Source organism: Xanthomonas sp. NCPPB 2933, from assembly GCF_056725225.1.
On sequence record NZ_CM161518.1, the window covers coordinates 393,606 to 409,554 of the forward strand.

Annotated in this window: 13 protein-coding genes; 4 read left to right on the plus strand and 9 right to left on the minus strand. The window is 63.4% G+C overall.

Annotated features, from left to right (window positions below; translation table 11 throughout):
- The first annotated feature begins 361 nt into the window (after positions 1-361).
- Complete coding sequence (locus AC1PLU_RS01655) at positions 362-1,255, plus strand: LysR family transcriptional regulator (RefSeq protein WP_481093808.1); 894 nt, start codon at positions 362-364, stop codon at positions 1,253-1,255.
- A gap of 319 nt (positions 1,256-1,574) precedes the next feature.
- Positions 1,575-2,774 (plus strand): MFS transporter, encoded by a 1,200-nt coding sequence (locus tag AC1PLU_RS01660; protein ID WP_481093807.1) that lies wholly within the window; start codon positions 1,575-1,577, stop codon positions 2,772-2,774.
- 93 nt (positions 2,775-2,867) lie between these two features.
- On the opposite strand, the gene AC1PLU_RS01665 is transcribed toward AC1PLU_RS01660, so the two are convergent.
- Positions 2,868-3,758, minus strand: coding sequence for a LysR family transcriptional regulator (locus tag AC1PLU_RS01665; protein WP_481093806.1), 891 nt, complete (start codon positions 3,756-3,758; stop codon positions 2,868-2,870).
- Between the two features lie 390 nt (positions 3,759-4,148).
- Between AC1PLU_RS01665 and AC1PLU_RS01670 the strand changes: the two genes are divergently transcribed.
- Together AC1PLU_RS01670 and AC1PLU_RS01675 are read left to right on the plus strand one after the other, a co-directional pair.
- A complete protein-coding gene (locus AC1PLU_RS01670; RefSeq protein ID WP_481108443.1) occupies positions 4,149-5,036 on the plus strand; it encodes an alpha/beta fold hydrolase in 888 nt (295 codons plus the stop codon).
- A 114-nt stretch (positions 5,037-5,150) separates the two neighbouring features.
- On the plus strand, positions 5,151-7,676 hold the full coding sequence (locus AC1PLU_RS01675; protein WP_481107502.1) for a S9 family peptidase: 2,526 nt from the start codon (positions 5,151-5,153) through the stop codon (positions 7,674-7,676).
- 150 nt (positions 7,677-7,826) lie between these two features.
- Here the strand turns inward: AC1PLU_RS01675 and AC1PLU_RS01680 are convergent, their stop codons facing one another.
- The 8 genes from AC1PLU_RS01680 to AC1PLU_RS01715 form a co-directional block, all read right to left on the minus strand.
- Positions 7,827-9,419 (minus strand): hypothetical protein, encoded by a 1,593-nt coding sequence (locus AC1PLU_RS01680; protein WP_481107503.1) that lies wholly within the window; start codon positions 9,417-9,419, stop codon positions 7,827-7,829.
- Positions 9,420-9,603: 184 nt separating this feature from the next.
- On the minus strand, positions 9,604-10,062 hold the full coding sequence (gene gvpU / locus AC1PLU_RS01685; RefSeq protein WP_481093803.1) for a gas vesicle accessory protein GvpU: 459 nt from the start codon (positions 10,060-10,062) through the stop codon (positions 9,604-9,606).
- A gap of 325 nt (positions 10,063-10,387) precedes the next feature.
- Entirely contained in the window at positions 10,388-10,753 is a 366-nt protein-coding gene (locus AC1PLU_RS01690; RefSeq protein WP_481107504.1) for a hypothetical protein, read from the minus strand.
- A 6-nt stretch (positions 10,754-10,759) separates the two neighbouring features.
- Entirely contained in the window at positions 10,760-10,975 is a 216-nt protein-coding gene (locus tag AC1PLU_RS01695) for a hypothetical protein (protein WP_481107505.1), read from the minus strand.
- A gap of 15 nt (positions 10,976-10,990) precedes the next feature.
- The gene (locus AC1PLU_RS01700; RefSeq protein WP_481107506.1) at positions 10,991-11,278 is read right to left on the minus strand and encodes a hypothetical protein; all 288 of its coding nucleotides are present in this window, start codon (positions 11,276-11,278) and stop codon (positions 10,991-10,993) included.
- Positions 11,279-11,492: 214 nt separating this feature from the next.
- Positions 11,493-13,073, minus strand: a complete 1,581-nt coding sequence (locus AC1PLU_RS01705; protein WP_481107507.1) for a gamma-glutamyltransferase family protein — start codon at positions 13,071-13,073, stop codon at positions 11,493-11,495.
- Positions 13,073-14,533, minus strand: coding sequence for an AtzE family amidohydrolase (locus AC1PLU_RS01710; protein WP_481107508.1), 1,461 nt, complete (start codon positions 14,531-14,533; stop codon positions 13,073-13,075). The genes AC1PLU_RS01705 and AC1PLU_RS01710 overlap by 1 nt, the downstream gene beginning before the upstream one ends.
- A gap of 133 nt (positions 14,534-14,666) precedes the next feature.
- Positions 14,667-15,830: a nucleoside hydrolase gene (locus AC1PLU_RS01715; protein ID WP_481107509.1), complete on the minus strand. Its 1,164-nt coding sequence runs from the start codon at positions 15,828-15,830 to the stop codon at positions 14,667-14,669.
- Positions 15,831-15,949 lie beyond the last annotated feature (119 nt).

Genomic DNA, 15,949 nt, shown 5'->3' on the forward strand with positions numbered 1-15,949 from the left:
GGCGTGGAAAGGGGGCGCGCCGACAGTTGGTCGCCCTTGCAGCGATGGCGACAGGAGCGTGCACGGCAGTCGGCAGCCGTCCAATCGACTATACGAACCGCCCCCGTCACCCCAAAGCGGTTTTTTTAGGGTCAGGCGTTGCAAAAAATGCGACGGGCGGTGGCGGCTGCGTTTTGTTCCTTCTCCCATAGGGAAAAGGTGCCCCGAAGGGGCGGATGAGGGTACGGCAGCGTCGAGAATGCTGGGCGGCCGTACCCTCACCCCAACCCCTCTGCCGAAAAAAGGAGAGCGGCAGAAGCGCCGCCGCCTCGCATCCGAACGGCTGCTACAGTCGCCTACATTCCATGAATCGGATTCACCAATGGCCCGCGACAGTTTCAAGGACCTGCTGGCGCTGATCGCCATCGTTCGCGAGGGCAGCTTCACGCGTGCTGCAGCCAAGTTGGGTGTCTCGCAATCGGCGTTGAGTCACACCATTCGTGGGCTGGAAGCCAGCCTCGGGCTGCGGTTACTGACCCGCACCACGCGTAGCGTGGCACCGACCGAAGCCGGCGAGCGCCTGATCCAGACGGTGGCGCCGCGCTTTGCAGAAATCGAAGAGGCGCTGTCTGCACTCAGCGAAATGCGCGACACGCCCGCAGGCACGGTGCGCATCACCGCCACCGACTACGCCGCGCGCGCGATCCTGTGGCCCAAGTTGTCCAAGCTGCTGCGTCAATACCCCGACATCAAGGTCGAGATCGTGGTCGACAACGGTCTGACCGACATCGTGGCCGACCGCTACGACCTGGGCGTGCGCCTGGGCGATCAGGTGGAAAAAGACATGATCGCCGCGCGCATCGCGCCGGACATGCGCATGGCGATCGTCGCGGCACCGTCCTATCTTGCGCGCCGGCCCATCCCCAAGACGCCACAGGATCTCACCGCGCACAACTGCATCAACCTGCGCATGAAAACCGCCGGCGGCATCTACGCCTGGGAACTGGAAAAAGACGGCCGCGAGGTCATTGTGCGCGTGGATGGTCAGCTGACCTTCAACGGCACCTACGAAGCATTGGACGCGGCGGTGGATGGTTTCGGCATTGCGTTCGTGCAGGAAGATCTGGCGCGCCCGCATCTCAAGGCCGGGCGCCTGCGCTGGGTGATGAAGGATTGGTCGCCCACCTGGCCGGGCTTGCACGCGTTCTATCCCAGTCGCCGGCATTCCTCGCCGGCGTTCAACCTGGTGGTCGATGCGTTGCGCTACAAAGGCTGATAGATGCGCGGCTTGGATAGGCGTTCGATGCAAACACGCCGTTGATGAGCGGGCTTCATAAGCCCGTGCGGATCAGCCATCTTTATCGCCGCCCGCTGCCTGCGTAAGCTGCAGCACCTCCAGACACGCGCACGCCCGAGCCGCAGCATCCGTTGCTGCATTGCGCCCGTCGTGCGTCGCTGCAGTGGCATGTCGATGCGTCGCATCGCTGTCTGCAGCGCATCCCTCTCGAACGCCAGGTTCGCTCTCGAGCGGCGCTACATCGCGCGCTTGCGGCGTGGCGTTCTTACCGCATCCACTCTTCGCGCAAGGCCCCCACATGCCAGCCAGTTCGCTCGCCACAGACACACCATCCCGTGCCGCACCTGCAGCAACACGCCAGACCTGGAGCGCGGTCGGTTCGATGTCGCTATGCGTTGCGCTGTTGATCGCCTCCGAATTCATGCCGGTGAGCCTGCTCACGCCGATCGCTGCGGATCTGCACGCAAGCGCTGGCATGGCCGGACAGGCGATTTCGATCTCCGGCCTGTTCGCCGTGGTCGCCAGCTTGCTGATCGCACCGCTGTCGTCGCGCTTCAATCGGCGCCATGTGCTGCTCACGCTGACCACGATGATGTTGGTGTCGCTGTTGTTGATCGCCAACGCGCACAGCTTCGGCATGTTGATGGCCGCGCGTGCGCTGCTCGGCGTCGTCATTGGTGGGTTCTGGGCGCTGTCCACCGCCACGGTGATGCGCATCATGCCCGAGCATGCGGTACCCAAGGCCTTGGGCATCATATTTATCGGTAACGCGGTCGCTGCCGCATTCGCCGCGCCGTTGGGCAGTTATCTGGGTGCAACCATCGGCTGGCGCGGTGTGTTCTGGGGCATGCTGCCGCTGGTTGCGCTCACCATCGTCTGGCAGTGGCGCAGCCTGCCGTCGATGCCAGCGCAAGGCGCCACTTCGCTGAGCGGTATCGTCACCTTGTTGAAGCGTCGTTATGTTGCGCGCGCCATGCTGGCGGTGATGCTGGGGTTTGCCGGTGCGTTCTCTGCGTTCACTTATTTCCGCCCTTTTCTGGAAACCATTGCGCAGGTCGACGTCTCGCAACTGTCGTTGTTGCTGCTTGGCCTGGGTTTGGCTGGGTTCGTCGGGACCTATGCCGCCACCGCGTTGGTGCCCAAGCGCTTGTTCACCCTGCTCACTGTGCTGCCGGTCGCGCTGGGTGTGGCGACCATGTGCATGCTGCTCGCCGGCCATGTGGTGTGGGCTGTGGCAATTGCGATGATCGCCTGGGGCACGCTCAATTCGGCGATGCCGGTGGCCTGGTCCACCTGGCTGAGCCGCTGCATCAAGGATGCACCGGAAAGTGGTGGCGGCTTGATGGTTGCCGCGATCCAGCTCTCCATCATGCTGGGCGGCGCCGCAGGCGGTGTCCTGCTGGATCATGTCTCCATTGGTGCCACGTTCGTGGGTGCCAGCGTGTTGCTGCTGGCATCGTCCTTGGTGGCAGGGCGGGGCGATCGTTTGCAGCCCTGAGTGCTGGTGATTGCACGATGCAGCGCTCATCGCATGGAAGGCAGCTCGCGCCACGCTATGCCGCCAGAGCAAGGGTTCGATCAAGTCATCAGCTCAAACGCCAGCGTAAAAACCCAGATCCTGCCGCAGGGCATCCACGCAATAATCGACAAACGTGTGCACCTTGGATGAGCCCCGGCGTCCTTCCACGTAGACCACGTGCACCGGCTCTGGTGCGATCTCGAACGTGTCGAGGATGCACGTGAGCTTGCCGCTCTGCAGGTGTTCGCGGATCTGGTAAGACGGCACCTGCGTCAATCCCCAGCCCTGCACTGCGGCGATGATGGCGGCGTTGAACGAGGTCACATTGAGGCGTGAGGCGACCTCTACCAGATGCTCATGGCCATCGATGCGGAACGGCCATTTGGGTGGACGCTCGGAAGATGCGGTGGAGATGGTGGCGTGCTGCAACAAATCGTCCGGCCGCTGCGCAGTGCCGTGCTCTGCCAGATAGCCGGGCGAGGCGCAGACCATGCGACGCACGCTGCCGACCGGGATGGCAGTCAGCGACGAGTCGGGCAGTACGCCGATGCGTACCGCGACATCGATGCCTTCGTCCAGTAGCGGCAGAACGCGGTCGACCAGCACGGCGCGCGCAGTCATCGATGGGTATTGACTCAGAAAGCGCGTCAATAGCGGTGTGACATGCAATGCGCCGAACATCTGCGGCGCGGTCACCGTCAGCAAGCCGTTGGGAAGTGCATGCAATCCGGCCGCTCTATTTTCGATGTCGTCCAAATCGGCAAGCAGGCGACGGCAATCGATGGCGTACTGCTGCCCGGCTTCGGTGAGCCGCATGTTGCGTGTGGTGCGCACGACCAGCAGCACGCCCAGGCGGTTTTCCAGCTGCGCGATGGTGCGGGTGACCGTTGCGGTGGAAATGCCAAGACGCCGCGCAACGCCGGCAAAGCTTGTTTGCTCTGCAAGCGCGGCAAACAGTGTCATTTCCTGGATGCGGTCCACGGGCGTCCCAAAGTCGGAGGTGGCGGGAGGGTAGCAGCCTGCCGATGCGCGCTACGCGACCCACGCAATGACTGGCGATCGCACGCAGTGCGCATCTGCGCGCAGCATTGCAGCAACGGCAATGGTGAATTGACACCCTTGGCGGTTCTCGACAGCTGCCTGTGCACCTAGCATGGCCGCCACCTCATCGATCTGGAAATTTCCATGGCGCATACCGATGCGCTCATCGCAGCCACTACCGACAACGCCACAACAGGGATCAGCCGCCGCGCCCCGCTGCTGGCATCGTGCATAGGCACCGCGTACGCACTTGGCGCCGGCGCGCTCGGCGCTGCCGAACCTTCCAACACGATGACACTCAAGGAGAACACCATGCCGAACGACGAAGCGTGCCGCGTCACTTTCCACACGCAACAGGTCGGCGATGTCGAGGTGTTCTATCGCGCGGCCGGGCGCAAGGACGCGCCGGTGCTGTTGCTGCTGCACGGGTTCCCCAGTGCCAGCCATATGTTCCGCGATCTGATGCCGCTGCTGGCAAGCCGGTACCGGCTGATTGCGCCGGATCTGCCGGGCTTCGGCAATACCAAGGCACCGCCGCGCGGGCAGTTCGATTACACGTTTGAGAACCTTTACAAAGTGATCGAAGGCTTCACCGAGGCGTTGGGACTCGCCAGCTACAGCATGTATGTGTTCGATTACGGTGCGCCGGTCGGTTTTCGATTGGCTGCGGCAAATCCGCACAAGGTGAGCGCCATCATCAGCCAGAACGGTAATGCGTATCTGGAAGGTTTCAGCGACCAATGGGGGCCTTGGCAGACGTATTGGCGTGAGCCAACCGCAGCCAATCGCCAGGCTTGCCGCAGGTCGCTGTCACCGCAAACCATCCGCGACTGGCAATACGGCACCGGCGCCGACCCGAGCAGGCTGTCGCCCGATGGCTACACGCTGGATATCGCGTACATGGCGCGCCCGGGTTCCGAAGAGATCCAGCTCGATCTGATCCTGGACTACCGCAGCAACGTGGCCGCCTATCCGGGATTCCACGCGTATTTCCGCAAGCATCAGCCACCGTTGCTGGCGGTGTGGGGCAAGCACGATCCAGCCTTCATTCCGCCGGGCGCGCAGGCGTATCGCAAGGATCTGCCGAAGGCCGAAGTGCATCTGCTGGATGCGGGCCACTTCGCGCTGGAAACGCATGCGCCGGAGATTGCGCAGTACATTGGCGAGTTCCTGTCGCGCACGTTCAAGGCATCGGCGTAACTGCGTCGTTTGCACGCGTCCTGCGGACGCAGCGACAGGGCTGCGTTCGCGCGCATATGAGCCGTCGTGTCGGCGTGCTAGGTTGCTGTGATCATTCCCCGGAGAACTACCGAGATGCTCACCGCGTACCGATGGAGTGGGTTACTGGTGCTTGCCAGCCTTTTGCCGGTGTCCGCGGTTGCCGGCACGCCCGATGGCGGTTACCGGCAGCCACCGGAGCCATTGTTGAGCGTGTTGCGCGCACCGCTCAATCCGTCGCCGCGGTTGGACCCCACCGGCAAGACCTTGTTGCTGGTGCAGCGCACCCAGTACCCGCCGATCGCACGCGTGGCCGAGCCGTATCTGAAGCTGGCCGGCGTGCGTGTGGAGCCGCGCACGCATAGCCGCCACGACATGTCCAACGGTTACGGCATTCGTTCCTGCCTGCAGGGCTTCAGCCTGGTGGATGTTGCAAGCGGCAAGCAGACTGCCGTGAGCCTGCCGGCCGGTGCCTGTCCGGCAGCGCCGGTGTGGTCGCCGGACGGGCGTCGCTTCGCCTTCAACAACACTGCGGCCGATCGCGTCGAGCTGTGGGTGGGCGAGGTGGCCACCGGCAACGTGCGCAGGATCGACGGCGTGCAACTCAACCCGGTGCTGGGCGGCGAGATCCAGTGGCTGGGCGGCAGCGACACCCTGCTGCTGAAGACGGTGCCGCAAGACCTGGGCGCCGCCCCGCGCAAGGCCGCGGTGCCGCCAGGCCCGGAGGTCAAGGAAACCATCCAGGGCAAGGGCGAAAGCAGCACCTACGAGGCGCGCGATACGCTCTCCAGCCCCGAAGACGAGGCCTTGTTCACCTACTACGCCACCTCCCAGCTGCTCACGGTGGATGTGGCCAACGGCAGCCAGCGCAAGCTCGGTACACCTGCGGTCTACAGCAACGTGGATGGCGCGCCCGATGGCCGCCACGTGCTGGTGCAACGGTTGAAGCAGCCGTACTCCTACGTCACTACCTACGCACGTTTCGCTCACGCTGTGGCGGTGTTGGATCTGGCCAATGGCAGCGAGCGCGTGCTGGCCGACCTGCCGGTTGCCGACCGGGTGCCGGTGCAAGGCGTGCCGACCGGCCCGCGTGCCTATTCCTGGCGCGCCAACCAGCCGGCCACGCTGGTCTGGGCCGAAGCGCTGGATGGTGGCGATTGGAAAACCAATGTGCCCGCGCGCGACAAGTTGATGACGCTGGCTGCACCGTTCACCGCCAAACCGCGTGAAGTCACCCGCGTGCAGCAGCGTTATTCCGGCTTGTCGTGGTTTGCCGAAGGCGGGCAAGCGCTGCTGGACGAATACGACGAAAACCGTCATTGGCGGCGTACCACCTTGCTGGATGCCGACCGCCCCGGCACTGGCGGACGGGTGTTGTTCGACCTGTCCACCGACGACCTGTACGCCGATCCTGGCCTGACGGAGATGCGTGTGCTGGCCAACGGCCAGGCCGTGCTGCGCGAAGAGCGGGGTGCGTTGTTCCTGAGCGGGCAGGGCGCCTCGCCGGCGGGCGACCGGCCGTTTCTGGATCGCTATGCGCTGGCCAGTGGCAAGACCCAGCGGCTGTTCCGCAGCGATGCCAGTGTGGACGAGCTGTTCTTCGGTTTTGCCGGCGACGATGTGTCGCGCCTGTTGACCTGGCACCAGTCGCTGACCGACCCGCCCAATGTGTATCTGCGCACGCTGGGCCAGCCGCTGCCGACGGCGGCTACGGGCGAGGCGGTCCTTGCCTCGACCGCAACGCCGGTCACCCACTTTCCGGATCCGACTCCGCTGGTGCGGCAGATCAAGAAGCGGCTGGTGACCTACAAGCGCAAGGACGGCGTGGAGCTGTCGTTCACTCTGTACACGCCGCCCGGCTATAAGGAAGGCACGCGCGTGCCGGCGATCCTGTATGCCTACCCGCTCGACTATGCAGACCCCTCCAAGGCAGGCCAAGTCAGCGGCGCCAGCGAACGCGACTTCACCCGGCTGAGCTACTACCAGGTGCTGCTGCTGGCCGGTTACGCGATCATCGACGATGCCGCGTTCCCCATTGTTGGAGACCCCAAGACCGCGTACGACACCTACCTGCAGCAACTGGTGGACGACGCCACCGCAGCGGTGGACAAGGCGGTGGAATTGGGCGTGGTCGATCGCCAGCGGATCGGCGTCACCGGGCATAGCCACGGCGCGCTGATGACGGCCAACCTGTTGGCACAGACCGACCTGTTCCGCGCCGGCGCGGCCACCAGCGGCAGCTACAACAAGACGCTGACGCCCTTCGGTTTTCAGAACGAGCGCCGTTCGTTCTGGGCCGCGCCGGAGGTCTATGCACAGGCGTCTGCGTTCTTCCACGCCGACAAGATCAACGAACCGTTGTTGATCGTGCACGGCATGGACGACGCCAACCCCGGGACCGAAACCACTCAGGCACCGAGGTTGTTCCAGGCGATCCGTGGCAACGGCGGCACTGCGCGGCTGGTGTTGCTGCCGTTCGAACCGCATTGGTACACCGCACGCGAATCCACCGAAGACGTGGTCGCCGAGATGCTGGACTGGTTCGACCGTTACGTGAAAAACGCCCCGCCGCGCGACGCGGCTAGCAAGCCAAAGCAGGCGGCTGGCAAGCCAAAGCAGTAAGTGGCGTGCCAATGCAGCGTGTTATTCAAAGCTGGCATTGGCATCAGCGCGGGGTTGGAGTGTTCTTTGCAGGCAGATGCTGTCTGGTAAAGCGCGCTCCGGCCCCGTTTGGTGAGTGGCTGCATTGGCGGCCACAGCGCTGTGCACGTATCACGCAAACATGCCACGCACCACATCGGCATTGCTTTGCCCGTTGGGGTTGCCCACCGTGCTGTCGGAAGCAAGGTTCCAGCAACTCAGATGCGCCAGCGCGTTGACCAACGGATAGGACAGATGCAGCTGGGTGACCGTGCCATAGAGCGGAAAATCGTCCACGCTTTGCAGATCCAGCTCAATCTGCGTTTCATCCGGCAATTGCTTCCACCATGCACGCACCAGATCGTTGTACACCCACAGCACCTCGACCGACTGCTGCGCCGGCACGTTGAACCAGCTATTTGCCAGCACGCGCAAGGTCTGCCGCACCAGTAACGCGCCACCGGATTTTTTGGCTGCCAGCAGCCCCTGTTTCAAGGCATCGAATGCGGCGGTGTCGAACACCTGGTTGTGCCGGAACATGCCGTTGGCGTCTTCGCACAATTGCTCGTTGGCGTATGCCGGATAGCTGCGCGTTTTCTCGCAGAACGGCTGTAGCCCGAACAGCGGCGGCAGGTCGTCGGCAACCACGGTTTCGCCTGATTCCGGGTCGATGTTCACCCCTTGATCGGAATTGACGAACACCAGCAGACGCGCAATACCGCGTGCCAGCAGCGGCATGATGCCCAGGTTCTCCAGGTTGCCGCCGTCGGCGAAGCGGTAACTTAGCGTCGGTTGGCTCTCACGACCATCGACCGGCCAGTACGGATAACGCGGCACCAGGCCATTGATCTCGGGAAACTTCTCTTCGAAGTCCTGCGCCGGCGCCATGCTGCTGCAACCGGCGATGTCATTGAGACTGAAGACGCGCAGCGGCACGCTGGTAGTGACTCCGTCGGCACCAGCGTCGGCGATGTAATCGCTGCCCATCGCGAACGACTCGATCAGACCTCCACCCATGACACCGAGTTGCTCAGGCTGGTTGAAAACGCCACGTACGCCAAGCAACCAGTTGGCTTCGAACGGCACCAGATCCGAGGTCACGCTGTCGTTGATGAAGACAGACGTATTGAAGATCGGTAACGGCCGCCCGTCGCGGATGGTGTAGAAGTTGTCGCTGCTCAACTGCGGATTGCGCAGTAGCGGGCCTTCCGCCAGATACTGCGTCGTGCCGGTGAAATAACGTGGATCCACGCCTGTGGCATCCGGATTCCACAAGCCGAAATCCTTCAATACCAGCTTGCCGATCACCGCCTGCCACATATCCGCCGGCGCGTAGCGTTTGCTCAGCCGGTACTCGGCCAGTTCGGCGACGATCGGCAACGTGCCGAGCCGGTACGGCACCTGGCCGAGATTGTTGCTGCCCATCTTTCCCAACTCGTCCAAGGTGAGTTGCGATGGATCCAGCACCACCGGCCCCAGGAAGTCGTCATCGCTGATCGACGTCGGCAGATAGGTGAACAACACATTGGCCCATGTCCCGCCGGACACCGAAGAGATCGCCGCCACCTTGTCCAGAAGCCCCAGGGAGCGCAGCCCGCGCAGTTGACCCAGCGCACACGACAGCGCACGACTGCCGCCGCCGGAGAGACAGATGCCGACCGCGTCCGACGAGGTCTCGCTTTGGGCTGCGCCCAGTGGATCGATTGCCACGCTGAATGTCGCCATGGTGTTCTCCCTGTGTGGCGCTTGGCCCTTTCAAAGCGCCGTCAGCAGCCTAGCGTCTGCGGATCCACTCGCCACGTGGCGTTGCGCACAGATCGCGTCGCGCAGCATTCGCGCTCTTGCCGATCTTTCAGATAGTCCGGTGTGAGATGACGGGCACCTCACACGAAGACCGAGCCTGCCAGGCCTAATCTGCCGAGAGCGATCCCAGGGTAAAGCCGGAGACGGCATTCACCTTGCCGCGCCACAGCACACCACGGTTGCTGGGCAGGGGCTGGCCGCCGGGCGAGAAGCAACGCGACTCGATCAGGTGAAGGAACTGCGGAGGTGTGCTGCTCTGCTGAGCGTCCTCTTCCGTGTCGTAGATGCTGGCATGGCTGGCAAACGCGCGACGGATATCTTCTTTTTCTTCGGCGTTGCCGGGATAGGCCGCAGAAAATTCCTGCGCGAATGCCTCGAAGTACTGCTTGCCGCTGACCAGCTGGCCAGAAACGATGATGCCTTCGACAAACAGCGTAATGCCGAACTGCACGTTCGAACTATTGACGGTCGCGACCAGCTTCTGCAGATACCAATCCAGGCTCTGGCCGTCGAACGCCAGCTTGACGTCTTCCAGGTTCGGTTGATTGTCGTCTTGATCTGTCATGTGGCTCTCCTTGGTGGAAGGTGTAACGCGTATGTTGAAGTAAGCGCAGCGACGTGCCTACGCATCGCCCCGCATGCCCAAGAAAGCAAGTGCGTCCTGTCCAGTGATCGGCGTGGTTGAGTCCGCCATGGTCGCCTTGGAGAGCATGCGCAGAGTCTATGACAAGTTCACCTTGTCGGTCTGCCCTGGCTGGGGCTAGTGATCCGATGCGCCAGCCTGTGCTGCTGGGCAAGTTTTCTCTCTCTTGCGCGTGTGCCTGAGCGATATGCTTATGGCGGTTGCAGCAACGATAGACCGTCTTTTGATTCTTTCGACGCACTAGTGATCAGTGGTCGCACTTGAATTCCCCGGCAATCGTCTTGCCTGCGATCCTCATGAGAGTATTTTTTCCCACTCCCTTGAGAGTAAAGGATGGCAACAGCTGCGGATTGCCAGGGTTGCGATACGTCAGGCTGATTGTCCTGGTCATTTCTTCGAATTCAATGACCTGGTAGGAGCCACTCGGTAGGCTTTTCGGTCCGTCTGATCGAGGCAGGTGAAAAAGAATTTGCTGAATTTCGCCGTAGCCAAGAAACTCAAGGTCATTAGCTGGACTACCGCTAGGGGCAGTGAAAGTACACATTGTGCTACTGGCGGTGGCTGGTGCCGCGACAAGAAAGAGTGCAGCTGAAATTGCCCAGGTAGTTTTCATGCTTGATCAGTTGGCCGGATGAAGTGCTTCGCGTTGGATGGAGTCGATGCCGTCTTGAGGGCCAGTGCAATGCTCCACGGAAAGTACGCTCAGGCTTTTGACCAGGACAGCATGAAGGCGTTTAAAGTCGAAGTTCTTGGGTTTTCGTTTGGCAAGCGCGATGCGTGAGACTGCATCGAGGAGTGATTCTTTGAAAAGCTGTAACTGTGACGCAGCCGTCATGTGTTTGACGTCATTTCAATCCAGTTGGCCGACAGAAATGAATGACTTGCTCTTGGGTCTGTAACTCATGTAGCCCTTGGTCGATTCAAAATTGAATCCCTCCGCAATATCAGTCAGCTCAAAGCCGAAATAGAAAGCTTCGACAGATACGCCAAAGCTCTCTTCCGCAAGAGCATCTTTGATGTGGTACTCAATGCTATTTAGCCACAGCCACCATGCACCCTTGGACGTGTCGAAAGTCCATCCAGAGCCGTCGGCACACTTGACTGTCCAGCTTTGCGAAATGAGAAGGCCGAATTTCATAATTGACTGACCGCCGCTTCGCAACAGGCAACGACGTGCAGGGTCGCTATCTCCAGTGAATTCAGCGGTCTCAGTGGCTTCTTGTCTGCGCTCACCGTTGCGTCCGGTGGCGAAACGGGGTCCCTGTTCGTGTTCATGGTGTAGCGCTTCCTTGGCTAACTGGGCATGACGCTATCATGTTGCTGCGGGAAAGTTTGTTCAACGTGCCCATCCGTCACCACCCAGCCACCGCACCATCGGAGCGCGGATCGCTTGCTCCACTGATCACGCCATCCACCTCGCGGACCAATGCGCCCGCGTGTCCCATGATCGAGGTATATGCGGGCAACAGTTCCACCGCATGTCCGGCATCGCGCAGTGCTTGCACGACTGCTGGATCAAAGCGGTCTTCCAGCTTCAGTGAAGTGCTGTCTTCGCCCCATGTGCGGCCGAGCAACCAACGTGGTGCCGTGATGGCCTGTTGTAGCGGCACGCCGAAGCGGGCGTAGCGGGAAAAGAGGGCGGCCTGTGTCTGTGGTTGGCCTTCGCCGCCCATGGTGCCGTAGGCCATGACACGGCCATCGTCGAAGGTGGCGAGTGCGGGGTTGAGGGTGTGGAAGGGTTTGCGGCCCGGTGCGAGGGCATTCCAGCCGTCGGCGGCGAGGCGGAAGCTGCAGCCGCGGTTTTGCCAGGTGATGCCGGTGCGCGGCAGCACCAGGCCGGAGCCGAATTCGAAATACGTTGACTGGATGCAGCTGACGGCGCGGCCGTGCGCATCGATGGCGCCGAACCAGACGGTGTCGCCGGCCTGCGAGGGCTGCGGCCAAGGCAGAGCGGTGCGCATATCGATGCGTGCGGCCAGCGCGTCGAGTGCGGCCTTGTCGTCTAGCAGGGCCTGTGCGTCGAGCGTCATCCAGGCGGGGTCGCCGATGTGTGCGTCGCGGATCAGGAAGGCCTGTTTGGTGGCTTCGATCAGGCCGTGCAGGTGTGCGTAGCTGTCGGGGTGTTCGGCGTGCAGGCGATCGAACAACGCGAGGATCAACAGCGATGCCAATCCTTGCGTGGGCGGTGCGTGGTTGTAGAGGCGCGCGCCGTGGATGGCGACCGAGAGCGGTACGCTGGCGTCGGCATGATGGCTTGCGAGGTCGTGTGCGTTGAGCGGGCTACCGAGCGCTTGCAGGTCGGCGGCGATGTCGTCGGCCACTGCGCCGCGATAGAAACTCTCCAGGCCATGGTCGGCCAGCCGTTGCAAGGTGCGTGCGAGGTGCGCTTGTTGCAGCAGTGCGCCTTCGTGCAGGGGGACGCCGTATGGTTCGAAGATGCTGGCGTAGGCGCCGGGTTGCACGCGCAGTTCGGCGCTCTTGCTGGCGGCGATGTGCGCGCCGCCTAGCGTGACCGGCACGCCCTCGCTGGCGTGGTGGATGGCGTCCTGCAATAAGCGTTGCAGCGATAAGCTGCCGCCTGCGTGCTGCAGGGCGAGCGCCCAGCCGGAGACGGTACCGGCCACGGTATTCGCCGCGCCGGGGCCGCGCCACGGAATGTTGCTGTGGCCGCGATAGAAGTCCAAGGTTGCCGCCTGTGCAGCGCGGCCGCAGGCATCGATGGCGTTTACGTGGCCGTCGGGTTCGTGGATCAGCCAGAAGCCGTCGCCACCGATGCCGGTCATGTGCGGATACACCACGGCCAGGCAGGCGGCGGTGGCGACGGCGGCTTCGATGGCGTTGCCGCCGTCGCGCAGGACATCACGCCCGGCTTGTGCGGCCAGATGATGCGGGGCCACGACCATGCCGCGACGCGCGCGCAAGGTGTGCAGCATCAGCGCGTCTCCGCCGGTGGGCTGAAGGTGAGCAGGCCGTCGCGTTCGAGTTGCGCGGCGAGTGCGAACAAGCGGTCTTCGCGGCCGGGCGCGGCAATCAATTGCACGCCCAGCGGCAGGCGGCCGGGGCGCGGCAACGGTGCGGCCAATACCGGGCAGGCAGCAAGCCCAAGCGGTTGGGTGAAGATGCCCAAGTTGGCGCGCGCAGACACTGGCAGGCCATCGATCTGGATGGTGTCCTGGTCGATGCGTGGTGCCACGCACGGTGTGGTTGGCGCGATCAGCACATCCACCTCGTCCCACAGGCGTTGCATGGCGGCGCCAAACCACTGCGCGAAGCGGTGTGCATCGGCGACCGCGCTGGCAGGCAATTGCAGGCCGGCAAGCAGGCGGTCGCGGGTGGCCGGGTCGAACTGCTCGGCATGCGTGCTCAAACCGGCGCGATGACGATGGCCGCCCTCGGCAGCGGTGAGTACGAAGGCGGCAGCGCGGGCGCGCTCTGCTTCGGGTAATTCGATCATGGTGGTGCTGTTGCAGGCGGTGAGCAATGCGCTGAGGCCGGCATCCAGGTCGGGGTCGAGATTGCGTTGGAACCAGCCGCCCAGGCGTGCGATGCGCAAGCTGCCGGCATTGCAGGAGGCAACGGCGTGACCAAGCATCACTTCGTAGACGCGGCGTAGATCGGCGATGGAGGTGGCGAACGGGCCGACCACATCCAGCGCATCGACGAAGCCGAACACGCCTTCCAGCGGCAACGCGCCATGCGTGGGGCGCAGGCCGTACACGCCGCACAATGCGGCCGGGACGCGGATGGAGCCGTTGGTATCCGAGCCCAGCGCGAATGGCACCAGCCCGGCGGCCACCGCGGCAGCCGAGCCGCCCGACGAACCACCGGCCAGATGGCGGTGATCGTGCGGGTTGGCGGTGGTGCCGTAATGCGCATTGACGGTGGCGAAACCGTAAGCGAATTCGTCCATGTTGGCGGTGCCCACCAGCATCGCGCCCGCATCGCTCAGCCGTTGCACCACAGCCGCATCGCGGATGGCAGGTGCGCATTGTGCGCGGACGACGGCACCAGCGGTGGTGACCTGGCCGGCGACATCGAACAGATCCTTGACCACGAACGGCACGCCGGCCAACGCACCGCCATCGCTGCCGCCGGCCAGCGCGGCCTGCACGCGCGTGGCATCGGCTGCGGCGCGTGCGGGCAATAGGCGGGTGATCGCACGCAGGCGGTCGTTGGCCTGGTGGATATGCGTGAGCGTCTGGGTGGCATGGCGTGCGGCCAGTGTGGGCTGGCTGCGGGTGGTGCTGACGATGGAGGCGATCTGCCCGCGCGGAGTGGTGCTGCCCTGTTGCGTTGGGCGCGGGGCGGTGAAGCTGGCGAGCAGCTGCGCGTGGCCGCGCAGGACCTCGGTATTGCGATCGATGCCGGCCTGCCACTGCGCTGGGAGTTGCATGGGGTCACCTTGGGTTGCTGGAAGTTGCGGGTGTGGGTGTCGTCCAAGCCCCTCTCCCGCCGGGAGAGGGGTTGGGGTGAGGGTGCCCCGCTAGTTGGAGACGTATCAGGTACGCGTTTACCTTGCTTGCACCCTACTCAACTGGCGCAGCATTTTTCTCAGTTGCCGCACCCTCATCCGCCCTTCGGGCCTCTTCTCCCGACGGGAGAGGGGGTAACGGCAATCCCACTGCCGGCGGCTGCGGCGCAGTGAGGTGATCGACCAGTAATTGCTCGAACGCGTCCACATCCACCGCATGCACTACCGTCTGTGCCTGTTCGCCCAGTCCAGGCTGATAGCCTGGTGCCCACGACAGGATGTCGCCATAGCCGGCATCGAAGGCGGTATTGGTATCGACATAAAGCGTCTCGGTGTGCGTTGCCAATTCGGGGCGCAGCCACACCGCAGTGGCCAGCTCATCCCACATCGGAAAGCCGGTTTCGCGACGGCGCAATGCGTGGCCGATGCTGGTATCGGCCGCGCTCATGCGCGCCAGCAGCGCTGGCGTGAGTTCGGTCGCAGTGGATGGATCCACCGGCACCATGGTGATCTTGCGCCAGGGCGCGCGCATGACGATGCTGGCCGCTTCCGGATCCCAGCGGATGTTGAATTCGCGGCGTGGCGAGTTGACGAATTCGCGCGCGAATTGCTGCGCGCTGATGCTGTTGCGTTGCTGCCGCGGGTTGAGGCTGCCGCCCATGTAGACCAGCTCGCACGCCAGCGTGGCGAAGGCCGGATCCAGCGATTGTGCAAGCGCCAGATTGGTCAGCGGGCCCGTCGCAATGATGCTCACCTCGCCTGGATACAGGCGCACCATGCGCAGCATGAACAACGCAGCCGGTTCGTCGGATGCGCGCACCACGCTGGGATTGCCCAACGCCAGATCGGGCACCACGTCGTGGGCGTGATAACGCGGCGCGCTCTGCACGGTGTCGCCATCCACCCAGTGTTTGGTCCATGCACCTTTCCAGACCAGCTTGCCGTACAGCGCTTCCCAACGCTCGGTGGCGAGCTCGCTGTTGAGCAGCGGATGCACCGGGCCGGGTAGTACCGGAATCTGCGGCTGGCCGGCCAGTTCCAGCAGACGGCAGCTATGCGCCAGCACTTCGTCGCGCCAGATGTTGCCGCTGACCGCGCTGATGCCCAGCACCTCGACCTCGGGCGATTGCAACAGCAGCAGCTGCGCGGGGGTGAAGCCGTCGATATCGTCTTCGAGAATGACGCGGCGTTTGGTGGGGGCGGCGTGCGAGTGGGTCATTGCGCTTTGGTCATAAGGGTGGAATGCATCGCGGCGAAGATGGAATGGAGGCTGCGTTTGATGGAGGTTGCGTTTGTAGGAGCGTGCTTGCGCGCGACGAGGCGTTATCGGTGAAGCCT